This is a genomic window from Acinetobacter sp. 1542444 (genome assembly GCF_000581835.1).
In the GTDB taxonomy this organism is placed as follows: domain Bacteria; phylum Pseudomonadota; class Gammaproteobacteria; order Pseudomonadales; family Moraxellaceae; genus Acinetobacter; species Acinetobacter pittii.
The window spans coordinates 256,592-272,092 of the sequence record NZ_JEYA01000003.1 but is presented as its reverse complement, the minus strand read 5'-3'; the positions used below and the strand labels follow the sequence as shown (position 1 = coordinate 272,092).

At 39.1% G+C, this 15,501-nt stretch carries 14 protein-coding genes; 10 read left to right on the top strand and 4 right to left on the bottom strand.

The genetic code is table 11. From position 1 onward, the window contains the following. The first annotated feature begins 9 nt into the window (after positions 1-9). Positions 10-2,628, top strand: a complete 2,619-nt coding sequence (locus J580_RS13425) for a Lon protease family protein (protein WP_005067989.1) — start codon at positions 10-12, stop codon at positions 2,626-2,628. Between the two features lie 51 nt (positions 2,629-2,679). Here J580_RS13425 and J580_RS13420 read toward each other — a convergent pair whose 3' ends face one another. From J580_RS13420 to surE, 3 genes are all read right to left on the bottom strand, one after another. Next, a complete protein-coding gene (locus J580_RS13420; RefSeq protein ID WP_002118686.1) occupies positions 2,680-3,609 on the bottom strand; it encodes a LysR family transcriptional regulator in 930 nt (309 codons plus the stop codon). A 102-nt stretch (positions 3,610-3,711) separates the two neighbouring features. Beyond that, the gene (locus J580_RS13415; protein WP_031968531.1) at positions 3,712-4,539 is read right to left on the bottom strand and encodes a peptidoglycan DD-metalloendopeptidase family protein; all 828 of its coding nucleotides are present in this window, start codon (positions 4,537-4,539) and stop codon (positions 3,712-3,714) included. A 111-nt stretch (positions 4,540-4,650) separates the two neighbouring features. Beyond that, positions 4,651-5,421, bottom strand: coding sequence for a 5'/3'-nucleotidase SurE (gene surE, locus J580_RS13410; RefSeq protein ID WP_002118784.1), 771 nt, complete (start codon positions 5,419-5,421; stop codon positions 4,651-4,653). A 101-nt stretch (positions 5,422-5,522) separates the two neighbouring features. On the opposite strand from surE, the gene J580_RS13405 reads away from it, so the two are divergent. The 9 genes from J580_RS13405 (at position 5,523) to J580_RS13365 (ending at position 13,065) form a co-directional block, all read left to right on the top strand. Next, positions 5,523-5,894: an MCR_0457 family protein gene (locus tag J580_RS13405; protein ID WP_005073292.1), complete on the top strand. Its 372-nt coding sequence runs from the start codon at positions 5,523-5,525 to the stop codon at positions 5,892-5,894. Positions 5,895-6,048: 154 nt separating this feature from the next. Next, positions 6,049-6,471 carry an MCR_0457 family protein gene (locus J580_RS13400; protein ID WP_081403647.1) on the top strand — a complete coding sequence of 141 codons (423 nt, stop codon included), beginning with the start codon at positions 6,049-6,051 and terminating at the stop codon, positions 6,469-6,471. 125 nt (positions 6,472-6,596) lie between these two features. Then, complete coding sequence (gene dacC, locus J580_RS13395; RefSeq protein ID WP_002118558.1) at positions 6,597-7,745, top strand: D-alanyl-D-alanine carboxypeptidase PBP5/6; 1,149 nt, start codon at positions 6,597-6,599, stop codon at positions 7,743-7,745. 90 nt (positions 7,746-7,835) lie between these two features. Then, positions 7,836-8,387 (top strand): gamma carbonic anhydrase family protein, encoded by a 552-nt coding sequence (locus tag J580_RS13390; protein WP_014207309.1) that lies wholly within the window; start codon positions 7,836-7,838, stop codon positions 8,385-8,387. A gap of 144 nt (positions 8,388-8,531) precedes the next feature. Continuing rightward, the gene (locus tag J580_RS13385; protein WP_002119006.1) at positions 8,532-9,020 is read left to right on the top strand and encodes an NUDIX hydrolase; all 489 of its coding nucleotides are present in this window, start codon (positions 8,532-8,534) and stop codon (positions 9,018-9,020) included. 4 nt (positions 9,021-9,024) lie between these two features. Beyond that, positions 9,025-10,158 (top strand): tRNA 2-thiouridine(34) synthase MnmA, encoded by a 1,134-nt coding sequence (gene mnmA, locus J580_RS13380; RefSeq protein WP_032004497.1) that lies wholly within the window; start codon positions 9,025-9,027, stop codon positions 10,156-10,158. Positions 10,159-10,171: 13 nt separating this feature from the next. Further along, positions 10,172-10,903, top strand: coding sequence for a high frequency lysogenization protein HflD (hflD, locus tag J580_RS13375; RefSeq protein ID WP_002118587.1), 732 nt, complete (start codon positions 10,172-10,174; stop codon positions 10,901-10,903). A gap of 55 nt (positions 10,904-10,958) precedes the next feature. Beyond that, positions 10,959-12,347, top strand: coding sequence for an adenylosuccinate lyase (gene purB, locus J580_RS13370; protein ID WP_032004495.1), 1,389 nt, complete (start codon positions 10,959-10,961; stop codon positions 12,345-12,347). A gap of 79 nt (positions 12,348-12,426) precedes the next feature. Next, the gene (locus tag J580_RS13365) at positions 12,427-13,065 is read left to right on the top strand and encodes a DUF2238 domain-containing protein (RefSeq protein WP_032004494.1); all 639 of its coding nucleotides are present in this window, start codon (positions 12,427-12,429) and stop codon (positions 13,063-13,065) included. Between the two features lie 39 nt (positions 13,066-13,104). Here the strand turns inward: J580_RS13365 and blp2 are convergent, their stop codons facing one another. After that, positions 13,105-15,291, bottom strand: coding sequence for an Ig-like repeat protein Blp2 (gene blp2, locus J580_RS13360; protein WP_032004492.1), 2,187 nt, complete (start codon positions 15,289-15,291; stop codon positions 13,105-13,107). Positions 15,292-15,501: the final 210 nt, after the last annotated feature.

The window sequence follows — 15,501 nt, the reverse complement described above, 5'->3', positions numbered from 1 at the left end:
ATATCAACAGTGACACAAAAACTTGATCAAGTGACTATCTCAACTTTATCACTCGCTAAAACAAACACCACAAACGTCACAATAAATGCATTTCCTTCAGCTTTTGAGCAACCTGATATAAAAATGACTTTGGATAAAACAGCCTTAAAACCCGAACAACTTACACATATTCCAGATTTTGAAAAAATTCCAGCTTCTACAAAACGTATAAAACCGCTTAATAACTTTTTAGGGCAAGACCGTGCCAAAGCATCGGTAGAAGCAGGGATTTCTTTACCCTACTCTGGCTATAACATTTTTGCAGTAGGAACAGCAGGCTTGGGTAAACGCACCATGATTAAGCGTTTACTCCAACAACATGCGAAAACAATGCCTACTCCAGATGACTGGGTATATGTCTATAATTTTAAGCAGGCACGCCAACCACTTGCTCTACGCTTCCCTGCTGGACAAGGAACCAAGTTTCAACATGCCCTTCATCAAACTTGGCAAATTATTTTAAAACAGCTTGAACGCCGTTTTAGTGCCGAGACCTATCATAACCGTATTGAGCGTATCCGTGAGGAAACTGGAGATGAGCAGCAACAAGCGCTTGTCGAGTTAACCAAAGAAGGCGAAGAGCTCGACTTAAAACTCATCTCCCGCAATGAAAAGCATGGCTTTGTACCTGTACAAGTAAAAGATGATCAGGTGCAAGAACTGACTCAAACAGAAATTGATGCTTTAAATACTAAGCAACGTGCTGAAATTGCAGCGAATGTTCGCTACATGGATAAAAAGCTCGAGCGTCTTGGTTTGCATTTAGGTGATTTAGAAGATGACGCACGTGACAAAGTCTCTGTGTTAAATCGAGACATCGCGACCCAAGTGGTTAAGCCACGCATGGATTTGATTTTAAATAAATATGGTCAAGTCAAAGGCCTTGAAGATTATTTAAAACAATATGCTCAAGATGTAATTGATAATGTTGAACTCATTTTAGAGCAAGAAGAAGATGACTTTGCTCCGGCAATGTTCAATCGTGTGCCTGCACGTTATCAGGCCAATGTAATTGTCTCAAACAAACCAAACAGTGGTGCACCGGTTATTTTTGAAGATTTCCCAACGCACTACAACTTGCTTGGTCATGTTGAACAACTTACTCACAACGGCACAATTACCACAGATTTCACTCTCATTCGTCCAGGTGCTCTACATCAAGCGAATGGTGGCTTTTTAATGCTTGAGGCCGAGCAATTACTCGAACAGCCTTATGCATGGCAAGGTTTAAAGCGTGCCTTGAAATCAGGTCAGCTCAAGCTTTCTTCTCTTGAACATATGCTGACGTTAACAGGCTCTATCTCGATTGAACCTGCTGCTGTTCCGCTTGATATTAAAGTGGTTCTTATGGCAGAACCTGAAATTTATTATGAGATTTTAGAAGTAGAACCAGAGCTTGGCAGTGTCTTTAAAATTCGTGCAGATTTTACCGATACTCTGCAACGTAATGATGAAAATGAACAAGCCTACATGCAGCTAATTGCTGATTATGTACAAGCGGATAAATTACTTCCGTTTGATCGCAGTGCTTTAGCAGCTTTACTTACCGACTCAAGTCGTCAGGCAGAAGACCAAAGCTCACTGTCGTTACATGCTTCAACTTTGGGCGACCTCATTCGCGAAGCACATCACCATGCTTTTAAAGCCAATGAAAAGCTTGTAACTGACCAGCACATTAACTTGGCACTACAACACAGACAGTATCGCTTAGGCTATTTAAGAGAACTTTACTGGCAAGATCTGTCACGTGGAACTCAGTTAATCGAAACTTCTGGTCATCGTTTAGGTCAAATCAATGCCCTCTCTGTCATTCACTATGCAGATGTTGAGTTTGGTTTACCTTCACGTTTGACTGCATCAGTTTATCAAGGCGGCGGCGATATTCTTGATATTGAACGTAGTGTAGAACTTGGTGGTTCACTGCATGCCAAAGGCGTGTTACTCATGTCTAGCTTCTTGAAAGCTCACTTTGGTCGTGAACAGATTTTACATTTCTCTGCTGCTCTAGCCTTTGAACAAAGTTATGGACAAGTAGACGGCGACAGTGCAACAGTTGCCGAGCTTTCTGCATTAATTTCAGCAATTAGCCAAATACCAATTGATCAATCATGGGCAATTACCGGCTCTATGAACCAGTTAGGCCAAGTTCAACCAATTGGTGGTGTAAATGCAAAAATTGAAGGCTTCTATGATGCTTGTAAACTACAAGGTTTAACTGGCAAACAAGGTGTCATTATTCCACGTCAAAACATGCAGCATTTGATGTTACGCCAAGATGTAATTGATGCGGTACAAAGTGGTCAATTCCATATCCATGCAATTGATACGATTGATCAGGCGCTTGAGATTTTAATGGCCCGCCCTGTCGGTACACTCGACAAAAAAGGTAAGTACAGTAAACACTCTATTTATGCTGCTGTAATGGAGCAACTCGAATATTGGCAAGCCATTGAAGATGGCGCAGAAATTGAAGAGGAGCCAAAGAAGAAAAAGAAAAATAAGAAAAAAATTAAGAAGCATGAAGAACTTACTGCGGAAGATTTGCCGCAAGAAAGTGTAGAAGAAGTCGCAACCTTAAAACAGAAATAATAAAAAAGGGCCTGTCCAATACAGGCCCTTTTTACTTTTAGAGGGGCAAAATTAGCGAACGATTTGGATCGCTCGTCCTCCTGCTAACTGACTAAAATATTGTTTAAGTGCCTCAACACAGCGCTGAATTTTCATTGGCTGTTGGTCATGCTTGGCTACTTCTGCATACAAAGTAAAAGTTGGTAATTTCCAATCTGGCATGAGTTCAATCAAAGAACCATTTTTTAACTCTTTTTGAGCATCTAAATATAAAATTCTTGCAATACCATGTCCTTGCTGACATAACGCTTTTGCAACTTGTAAATTATTGCTCTGCAAACGGCTTTGCATTTCAACATTAAGTGTTTCACCCGTTTTTACATGTTGAAAATGGAAATGGTGCGCGTCATTCATGACATTAATTGATAATAACTCATGATCTCTTAAATCATTAGGGTGTACAATTGGACTAGATTGATTCAGATAACTTGGAGAAGCTACTAAAATCTGATCGACAAAAGCCATTGGAATGACAGAGCTACTTTCTTCTACCGGCGTAGAACTCATGCGTACTGCAATATCAATTCGCTCTTCAATTAAGTCGATATAACGATGCCCAACTTCAAAATGCACAGATAAACCGCGATGAGCTGACATCCAGTGAGATAACGCAGGAATGAGGTGCTGAACTGCTAAATCAGGAGTAGTTGCGATACGCAAATCCCCAATTAAGTCATCCCTCAACTCATTAATTCTGATTTTCCCCCTTTCAGCAGCCGCCAACATTTCTTGACAGCTTGAAAAAAAAGCCTGTCCGGCTTCTGTCAAACTGAGTTTACGCGTGGAGCGATGTAATAGAATTACATCCATTTCATGCTCAAGGGATCGAATCTGCTGGCTCACCGCACTTGTTGTAATTCCTAATTCACGTGCCGCACCACTAAATGAACTTTTTTCAACCACACAAGCAAAAACACCCATCGCACGAAGCTGATCTAACATAGGTTTCCTCAAATCTAATTCTAAATTTATAAAAAAATGCTTATTGTTGTAATGAAAGCAACCAATTATATTATACGAGGAAACCTAAGTTTTATGCATTAGCTATTTTGGTAAAAGATTTATAGGATTAATTGGTTTTCCATCCAAACGGATCTGGAACTCAAGCATGACCTGAGAAGCCCCAGTAGAGCCCATCTCGGCAATTTTTTGTCCAGCAGTTACATTATCACCGCTTTTCACCAACATCTTGCTATTGTGGGCATAGGCACTGATATAGCCGTCAATATGCTTAATTAAAACCAGATTGCCGTATTCTTTTAAGCCATCAGCTGCGTAGACAACTTGACCATCTGCTGCGGCATAAATAGGGTCACCCTGATTTCCACCATAACGGATTCCTTTGACATTATTTGCCAAATTAAACCCTTGAATCACTGGCCCATTATTCGGTTTTATCCAGCGCAAACTAGAATTTGGTGCAACCGAAGTCACTGTCGTATTCGTTGACGGTGCGGTCGTTGTAGGCTGAGTTACCGGTGTAACAGGTTGTGTGGTTGGTAGAGCAATGGTTTGACGTTTGATTTGCTCAGGTTGTGCCATGACTTGCGTAGATACTGTTCTTGGTGAAGAACCTTTCTTCAAACGCAAAGACTGATTAACATAAATACGATATGGCGGAGCAATATCATTCATTTCGGCAATACTAATATAGTCGAGGCCATAACGCATTGCGATACCACTTAAAGTATCACCTGAACGAACTGTGTAATAGTTAGGGGCCATTGCATAGCGAGAACTATTATTAATTTGTGGTTTAGAAGCACCCCCTGCCATAGCAACGGTAAAACCTACAGCCACAGACAACAACATAATTTTCATTATTTTGTCTTTTTGGATATGCACTCTGCTTTGTTGCCCAATTAAATGCATTGATCTCCCTCACTAAATGCTACAAATCATTTCGGCTAAGAGTACCAAAAAAGTAAGAGGAAACACGTTCCTCTTTTTCTTTATTCACAAAGTTATAACATTCGAGGCGAATTATTGACTCAAACTGATCTGTAAATCTTCTAAAACAGCGTAATTTGTTGCATCCATTTGAATAGGAGTAACACTTACATAACCGTTTGCAACGGCAAAGAAATCAGATTGAATCTGGCTAGAAACACGTTGCGGATCTGTAACCGCCTCACCTGCTAATCCAATCCAGTAAACTTGACGGCCTCGTGGATCGACATGACTGGTAATAGGCTTAGATTGAGCACGGCGACCTTGATATGTAATCTGCGCCCCTTTTAACTGTGGCACGTCAGGAATGTTGATATTAAAGATATGTCGTGGAGGTAAAGCTGGTAATCCGCTTGCAATAAAATCATGTACCCATTTAGCAGCCTGAGCATAATCTTCTTTATTGTTATAAGCACGCACATCAGGCCCCGCTAAAGACACAGCAATTGCGGGTTGTTTCATTAAACGACCTTCAAATGCAGCCCCTACCGTTCCCGAATATAAAACATCATCACCTAAGTTCGCGCCACTATTGATTCCGCTCACGACCAAGTCAAATTCAAAATCAAACAAACCATTCATGGATAAATAAACACAATCTGCTGGTGTACCATTCACTGCCCAGACATCTTCGGCAATTTGAATGGGACGTAATGGTCGATCCAATGTTAATGCACTTGAGAAACCACTTCTTTCACTTTCTGGTGCAACCACAACCACGCGTCCAAGTGGTCTTAATGCTTCAGCTAAAGCCTGTATACCTGGCGCAAAAACACCGTCATCATTCGCAATTAAAATATTCACTAAAATCTTTCTCTACAAATAAACCTAAAGGTTTTCACAATTGAAATATTTGTTGAATTATATATATTTATGCCTCCATAGCATTATAAAATTGTGAAAAAATGAAAACTTTCGCTCCTTTTTTTCAGGTATTGGGGATCAGTATCACATTGTGTACGCAAGCGGTTTTTGCAGATGAGGATATCTCAACACAAGAGGCTGATAGCTTAATTAAAGATGACATTGCCGCAACGCAAGTTTTGCAGGAAATCTGCCCAGCTTTTGTCGGAACAAATAAAAAACTTGAGTCAAACGCTCAAAAAATTATTGCGATGTATTTAAGTGGTTATTCAAATAAATCAATGACCTTAGCGACTTTACAAAACGATGCTGAATTTAAAACTTTATTAAATGAAGCACGTCTTGCGGCAAAACAAATGGATCATCATGAGCAACATGAGCTCTGTGAAGAGATCGTTAATTATAAAGAATAGATCTTACTCTCTTGTGATATAGAGACTTATTCATTTTGGGTTTTCTGTTTGCCCTTAAGCAGAAAACCAACATAACAATACATTTTTTTCATTTTTTTAAATTCTAAATTGGTTAAGCTAACGGCATATTTAGAAATTTTATTTTGGGTTATCGATGTTTATGAAGAAAAGCTTAGTTCAATCGCTCTCTTTGGTTTTACTTATGAGCATGGCAACAGCTGGTTTTGCTGCTGATAAGAAGAAAACAACTGAAAAGAAAACCGAAAATGAAAATGTTGTTGAAGTCACTCCACAACAAGGCACGACTCCTGAAGAATTAGCTGCAATTCAAGTGCTTTCTGAAATTTGTCCAAGTTTGATTGGTAAAAAAGACGCTGATTTTGCTCAAGGCTATGAACGTTTAGTTAAAGACTACCTACCAAATGAAACTGATGCTGTTTCTGCGTTAGAAAAACGTAGTAAAGACAAAGCTTTCAAGAAATACTTAAAAGAAGCACGTAGCGATGCGAAAGCTGCCGGTAATGAACAAAACACATTAGTTTGCCAAGACGTGAAAGCATATCAATCGCAAAACTAAATTAGTAAAAACTCTTGAGTTACAATACTGTTTGAAAAAGCCGACTTCTCCCGTAGAAGTCGGCTTTGCTTTATCCTAAAATGCTAGGCTCTTCTGCTTCATACAAGATATTGGAATTACCTAGAATGACTCGAAAAAGCGCTATTGCTGCACTACTCCTCTTACCAAGTTTTTCTTATGCAGCAACTGTCTTATCAGCTCCGCCAGAATTAAATAATAAGTCTTATGTATTAATGGATTATGAGACAGGCCAAATTCTCGCTTCTAAAAATGAAAACGAAAAGCTTGCACCTGCGTCTATGACAAAAATGATGACCAGTTACATCATTGAACAAAAATTATTAAAAGGTGAACTCACTGAAAATGAGCAGGTTCGTATGAACGAGTCTGCATGGTGTAAAGGAAGTAGCTCTGAATCATGTATGTATGTTCCTTTAAATGGTACAGCGACAGTTCTAGAAATGCTCCGCGGTATTATTATTCAGTCAGGTAATGATGCATCAAAAGCAATGGCTGAACATATTGCAGGAAATGAAGGCACGTTTGCTCATATGATGAATCAGGAAGCAAAACGTATCGGCATGGTGAACACCCAGTTTATTAACTCGACCGGTATGCCAGCTGAAGGCCACTATTCAACTGCAAAAGATATGGCTGTGTTAGCACAACATATTATTAAAGACAGTTCAAAATACTATCCAATTTACTCTGAAAAAGAATTTACTTTTAATGGTATTAAACAAGGTAACCGTAATGCCTTGCTTTACACCGACCCAAGTGTAGATGGTTTAAAAACAGGTCATACAGATGAAGCGGGCTACTGCTTAACTACTTCAAGTAAACGCGGTCCAATGCGTTTAATTTCAGTGATTTTTGGTACTCCAAGCATGTCTGAACGTGCCGATCAAACGCGTACCTTACTGGCATGGGGCTTTGCAAACTTTGAAACTGCAAATGTTCAACCAGCCAATCAAGTTCTTGCAAAAGCAAAAGTTTGGTTTGGCAAAGAAGATGAAGTTCAAGTTGGTTTAGCTGAAAACTTTAGTGTGACTATGCCTAAAGGTAAAGCTGATGGCATTAAAACTCAATTAGTCGTTCAACCTAACCTAAATGCGCCACTTCAAAAGGGTCAAGTTGTGGGTAAACTTGTTGCTAGCTTAGATGGCAAAGTAATTGCTGAAAAACCGTTAGTTGCATTAAAGCCAGTTGAAGAAGCAGGTTTCTTTGCTCGTTTAATCGACCATATCAAGCAATTCTTCAGCAACTTATTCTAATTTTAGAATAGTTGAATTAAGCACTCATGCTATTTAGCCTGAGTGCTTTTTTATTTTATAATTCGACTAAATTTTATTTTGATACTACTTATGGCAAAGAACATTCGTCCTTATCTTGAACACCACCCTCAAGTAGATACAACATGTTATATCGATGAAATGGCTGTTGTGGTTGGTGACGTTAGCTTAGCTGAAAATGTTTCTGTCTGGCCTTTTGCAGTCATCCGTGGTGACGTAAATAGTATTCAAATTGGCAAAAACAGTAACGTACAAGACCATTGTATGTTGCATGTAAGCCATAAAAATGATGCCAAACCGAATGGCTCACCTCTGATTATTGGTGAAGATGTAACGGTTGGACACCATGTGACTTTGCATGGCTGTACCATTGGCAACCGTGTTTTAGTCGGAATCAACACCGTTATTCTAGATGACGTAATTATTGAAGATGATGTGATGATTGGTGCAGGAAGTTTAGTTCCACCTCGCAAAGTCTTAAAAAGCGGTTATCTCTATGTAGGAAGCCCTGTACAACAAGTGCGACCACTCACTGAAAAAGAACTGGCGTTCCTTCCTTATTCAGCAAGACATTATGTAAAAGTGCAAAATAATCATAAAGCTGCACAAGCAAATCAGGATTAATTATCTATCTTGATTATGAGTAATAAAAATTCTGCTTTTTAAACGATATGGTTTTGTCGTATTGCTTATATCGTTTAGCAGATCACCGTAGCCAAAAACCCCTAAATTTCGTATTATACGTCTTTTAAATCATGGTGCTTTTTTATGGCCGCGTGGACTCCTCATGTCACTGTTGCTACAGTCGTAGAAAAAGACGGACGCTATCTGTTTGTAGAAGAACATAGTGAAGGTTTTGTACACACAGTATTTAACCAACCTGCTGGTCATGTGGAATGTGGTGAGTCATTAACAGAAGCTGCCATTCGAGAAACACTTGAAGAAACAGGCCATCATGTTGAAATTGATGCCTTGCTTGGTATTTATACTTATACCCCGCCAATGTTTCCCGATCGCACCTATTACCGTTTCTGTTTTCTAGCGCATGTAACTCAGGTTGAAATTGATCCTCAACTCGACACAGGTATTATCGCTGCTGTGTGGATGACACCCGATGAACTTAAAGAATCTGCCCGTGCCCGCAGCCCTCTTGTGCTAAAAGCAGTTGAAGATGCTATGAAAGGCCACCATTATCCTTTATCGCTTATTTATGAGCACCCCTTCTCTCCCTCATTAACTTCTCATTTGGATGCCTAGTCCTATGCAACAACGTGTCATCGTCGGTATGTCTGGTGGTGTAGACTCTTCTGTTTCTGCAGCACTTTTACTTCAACAGGGTTATCAAGTTGAAGGTCTTTTCATGAAGAACTGGGAGGAAGACGACGGCACGGAATACTGTACGGCAATGGAAGACTTAGCCGATGCCCAAGCAGTAGCTGATAAAATCGGTATTAAGCTGCATACAGCAAACTTTGCTATGGAATATTGGGATCGAGTGTTTGAACTTTTCCTAGCTGAATATGCTGCTGGTCGCACGCCAAACCCCGATATTTTATGTAATAAAGAAATTAAATTCCGTGCATTTTTAGATCATGCCATGACTTTAGGTGCAGACTTCATCGCAACGGGTCATTACGCACGCCGTGGTGAAACCGCATATAACTCTAAAGGCGAAGCATACGCACCATTATTACGTGGTGTAGATAACAATAAAGACCAAACCTATTTCTTGCACGCTGTTCATGGTAGAGAAATTAATAAAACATTATTTCCAGTAGGCGAAATCGAAAAACCTGAAGTTCGCAGAATTGCTGAAGAACTTGATCTTGCTACAGCCAAGAAAAAGGACTCAACAGGAATCTGTTTTATTGGGGAACGTCGTTTTAATGACTTCCTTAAACAATATTTACCCGCTCAGCCTGGGAAAATTGTACTTGATACAGGTAAAGAAGTTGGTGAACATCACGGTCTGATGTACTATACGCTCGGTCAACGTGGCGGAATTGGTCTAGGTGGTTTGAAAGGTGCAGCTGAAGGTGCATGGTTCGTACTACATAAAGATCTGGCCAATAATCGCCTCGTTGTTGGTCAGGGACATGAACATCCACTCATGCAAAGTACTCAACTGTGGAGTGAGTCAATTGACTGGGTAGCTGGTGAACAAAATATTCCAGTTGGAGGATTACGCTGTACAGCTAAAACGCGTTATCGCCAACCTGATCAGGCATGTACAATTTTTATTGATGAAAACACTGAACACGGTGTTCGCGTTGAGTTCGATGAACCGCAGCGTGCTGTTACACCGGGTCAAAGCGTTGTATTTTATTCAGATGAAGTTTGCTTAGGCGGGGGTGTCATTCACCATACAAATGCCCCTACACCAAATTTTATTTAAGGGAATGAATGGCATGGTGGAGTTACCATTTCAACAATCACAAGCCTTGAATGTTCGCCAAAACCGTGCCCTTGCCTTGGCTGGGGTATTTCAGGCCACCCAGCTCACCCATATGACAGCCATGACGGGTCAGCAAAGTATTGGTGAAAGTGGTAACTTCTATTTTGAACTATTAATCAAAGCAAGTTTAAATATTCGCCCTACAGCCAACAATGGTGTTCAAACCTTAGATTTTTTTAATCAGTTGGCAGATATTTCTTTAGGGCTTAAAACACTCGAAAATTGTATTACTCAACCTTTTTCAAACATGCCTAAGTCTCGCCTTCCAAAAATGGGCACGGCCAAATTGCCAATGTCCTATGCGATGTCACTCTTACAGCTAGAAAAAAAGGTTTATAGTAACCCTGAATATGTCGCAATCATTGAAAAAGCTCAGCAGAAAATTTTAAAACAGCTGTCTTTTTTTGATAATAACTACTTACACCCGAGCATTTTAGCTAATTTGGCGCAAACTTATGTTGATACGGCTGGCCAGATTAATCCACGCATTTTAGTTCGTGGTAATGCAGAAGCATTTAAAGATACCAATCATACTAACCGCATCCGTGCTTGTCTGTTTACTGGCTTGCAAATGGCCCATTTATGGCGACAACTCGGCGGTAGTTCGTGGAACATGATTTTTAGCAAACGTAAATTGCTACAGGATATTCAAGCACTTGCTCGTTTACAGTACCAAGTCGTTTAAGACTATAAACGAGATTTTTTTAGTTTTATGTTTATTCCAACATTAAGGAATCGTTATGAACGCTTTAACCGCACTATCACCATTAGATGGACGTTATGCCAGCAAATGTGATGCGCTACGCCCTTTTCTTTCTGAGTTTGGTTTAATCCATGCTCGTGTCACTGTAGAAGTGCGTTGGTTACAAGCACTTTCTAACCGTCCGGAAATTGTTGAAGTTGCACCTTTTTCAAACGAAACAAATGCAGCTTTAGATGCAATTGTTAGCAACTTCTCTGAAGAAGATGCAAATCGTATTAAAGAGATTGAACGTACGACTAACCATGACGTTAAAGCAGTTGAGTATTTCTTAAAAGAGAAAATTGCTGGTATCGCTGAATTACAAAATGCGGGTGAATTCATTCACTTTGCATGTACTTCTGAAGACATCAACAACTTGTCTCACGCGCTTATGCTTAAAAATGGTCGTGAAGTTTTAGTATCAAGCATGAAGCAAATCCTTAATGCAATCTCTGCTTTGGCAACGACTCACGCTGAACAACCAATGTTGTCTCGTACACACGGTCAAACTGCTAGCCCAACAACTTTGGGTAAAGAAATGGCGAACGTGGCATACCGCTTAGCTCGTCAAATCAAACAATTTGAAAACGTTGAGTTACTTGGCAAAATCAATGGTGCTGTAGGTAACTACAATGCTCACCTTTCTGCTTATCCAGATGTTGATTGGGCTGCTCACGCACAAGCTTTTGTTGAATCTTTAGGTTTAACATTCAACCCTTATACAACTCAAATCGAACCACATGACTACATGGCAGAGTTGTTTGATGCGTTACGTCGTTTCAATACGATTTTAATCGACTTTAACCGTGACGTATGGGGTTACATCTCTTTAGGTTATTTCAAACAAAAATTGAAAGAAGGCGAAGTTGGTTCATCAACAATGCCACACAAAGTTAACCCAATTGACTTTGAAAACTCTGAAGGTAACTTAGGTATTGCAAATGCAGTATTGGCTCACTTAGGTGAAAAATTACCAATTTCTCGCTGGCAGCGTGACTTAACTGACTCAACTGTATTACGTAATATGGGTGTTGGTTTTGCACAAAGTTTAATTGCTTTCGATGCGTGCTTAAAAGGTGTTGGTAAACTTGAGTTAAATGCAAACCGTTTAAATGAAGATTTAGAACAAGCTCAAGAAGTTTTAGCTGAACCAATTCAAACTGTAATGCGTCGCTACAACATTGAAAAACCATACGAAAAATTAAAAGCATTAACTCGTGGTCAAGCAATGACGCGTGACATGATGGTTAATTTCGTAAATGGTGATGAGCTTTCTCAAGTACCAAGCGAAGAACGTGCGCGCTTAGCTGAACTTACTCCTTCAACTTACACAGGTAATGCAGCTGAACAAGCGAAACAAATTAACGATTTAATTAGCAAAATCTAATTAAAAAGTTTACAAAAAGCGGAGCTTAGGCTTCGCTTTTTTATTACACTCATATAAATCACAATAAAGACTTCATAAAATGATCGAAAAACAATTCAAACTTAAACACTATATTGCTCTTGGCTTGCTTATGATTGCGATTGTCATTTCAGCTATTCAGCCTCTTGAATTTGAAGCCTATTTACTTCACCAAGCGGGCACTGTGTTTATGTTGATTTTGCTCTTTGTTATTTTTAAGAAGATTGGACTCGATTTTTTAAGTTTTACTTTCTATCTGCTGTTTTTGCTCATCCATATTGTTGGCGCACATTACCTGTATTCATACGTTCCATACAATGATTGGATACAACAGGTATTCAATTTTAATTTAGATCAATACATGGGTTGGTCCCGTAATATGTATGATCGTTTGGTTCATCTTGCCTATGGTATTTTTCTCTACCCTCTTACTTATCGCGTGTTTCAAGTGTGGTTACCATCAGTAAAGCCATTCAGTCTTTTTTTGCTAGTGGTTCAATTTGTAATGGCATCAAGTGTTTTATATGAACTTATTGAATGGGCAATTGCTATTGGATTATCTCCCGAAGAAGCCGAAAATTATAATGGGCAACAAGGCGATATGTGGGATGCCCATAAAGATATGCTGTTAGCAACTATTGGGGCAATTTTCTATGGACTTCTTGCACTGATGCTTCCATCTAAAACAAATAACTCATAAATAAAAAAGCGCTCAATGAGCGCTTTTTTTAAGATCACTTTAGACAACAGGATAGGTTTGTTCTAAAAGGCTTTGTAAAACTGAAGAAGTTGTATCAGGTAAAACATGCTCAAGATTGGCAGTGATATTACTAGCGTTCGTAGTTATATCACTCTGATCATTTACCTGAGTAGGCTTTAATGCCGCTGAAGACAAAAGAGTTTCAATTGGGTCTGGTTCACTAGACGTAGAGCTTTTTAACAAATCATCTATTGGCACAGATTTCTGCTGCTGGCTATCCGTTTCATTTGTTGTGCTTTGTACTAACTTTAATGTATTTAACCCAACACTATCAGCAACAGATACAGTTTCTGTATGAGCAGTATCAACAGCTACCTCACTTAAACTTGTAACCTTTGGAGCGACCACATAAAACGTAAATGGTGAACTCACTTCACTTGTAAGGCCTGCTGCATCTGTTTGAGTTAAAGTAATCGTATGTTTACCAATTGCTAAGTCTTTATCGAGTGTAAAGCTCCATGATCGACTACTACTTACATTTACAATCCCAATAGCAACACCATTATCATAAATGGTTAAAGTTGCATTTGCCTCACCTGAGCCTGTCAGCTTTGGTCTTGCATCGTCAGTTTCTGAACCAGCAGTAATCGCACCTTTTAGAGCACCAACATCATCATCCACACTGTTTAAAACAGGTTTTGCAGGTGGTGTTGTGTCCTTAGTACCAATAATATCAAGAACCTCAGATTTATTTCCTGCACTATCAATAGCCGCAACTGAAGCATGTTTGTTATCAGTTAAAGCAGGCGAAATCGTAATTGTAAATTTTCCATTTGCATCTGCCGTTCCCGTACCAATGACCTTACCTGTCGTATCTTTAATTTCAACTTTTGCATTTGCTTCGGTTGTACCTGTTACGGTTGTTCCATCAGCATTAATTTGAGCAGCAGGTTTATCAGGTGCAATAGAGTCATAACTTGAAGAAACTTCTAAAGGTTTAGAGGTATTACCTGCTGCATCTTCAACAACAACTGTTGCCTTTTGTGACTCTTTTAATGCTGGAGAAAGTGTAATTTGAAATTCGCCTTGAGCGTTTGCGGTACCCGTACCAATCACTTTACCATCAGCATCTTTTATCTGAACTTTTGCATTAGGCTCAGTTTGTCCTTCAACCGTGGTACCTTCTTTATTGACTTCAACTAAAGGAACATCTGGAGCGAAAGTATCCTTTCCGGCAATAATTTTAGTTGGTTCAGATTTATTACCCGCTGCATCTTCAGCTATAACTTTTCCACCCGCGTCACTTGTCAATGGAGGAGTAAGTTTTAAAGAAAAAATACCATCTTTATTCGCAGTTACAGTGCCTAGTACATTACCACTAGCATCATAAACAGTGATTTTTGCATTTGCTTCAGTTTTACCAGTTACCAATGAGCCATCATCACTCAGCTGAGTTTGGGGAGCATCTGGAGCAATTGTATCTTTGGTACCTGTAATCGAAGCAGCAGTGGACTCACTGCCACCTTCACTTTGAGCTGAAACATTTAATTTATTTCCATCTGTCAAAGGTTTATCGAGCTTAATCGTAAAATTACCACTTGCATCTGCGTTACCTGAAGCAATTACATTTCCACTTAAATCTTTAATATAAATTTTTGCATTAGCTTCGGCTTTACCAGTGACCGTAACAGCATCATCTGCAAGTTTTACTTCTGTTGGTTTCGCAGTGGTTGGAACATTAACAGGCGAGTCATCTTTGTCATCATTATCAAAAGCCCAAAGATATAAACCTTCAGCGGCTAAAACCGCTAAACCTGCTTTTAGCACGTTACCCATCGAAAAAGTTGGGGAATCATCAACCGCCATTGTCGAAGCTGGTTGGCTCGTGCTGGTATAGGCTAAATCTGTGACATGGTTTAAACCTGTATAGTCGATTACCTTGCCCTGAGCATCAAATTGTGCTTCAACAAATTTTCCATGTTCAGTCGGAAGAACAAGTGAATGTTCTGTTGTATTCGTTGCTTCATTAAAGAAATTTTCTAAGACAATAGTCTCTCCATTTTTTAAATGGACGACTAGATTTCCACCTTGTTTTTCCACCGATGCTATATCTTTTTGACTTACGCCAATTTGAATAATAGAAGGTTTACTTAACACGACCTTATTGAGCTGACCATCTTGCAGAACGTCCAAACCCTCTTTGGATGCTACAATTATTCTTGTCATTATTTCCTGTCCTAAATTTCAGTTATATTTTTAAATGTCTAACTTTTTAAATATTTCATTTAAAAGCTATTTTATTGCTGTTTAAAATATCAAAACCATGTGGTTATCACAATTCAAAAATTATATTTATCAATATTTATTTTTTACTTTCCATTAAAAATCTAAGCACATTTAATCAGACAATTTTGAATATTAACTTTATAAAAAAAC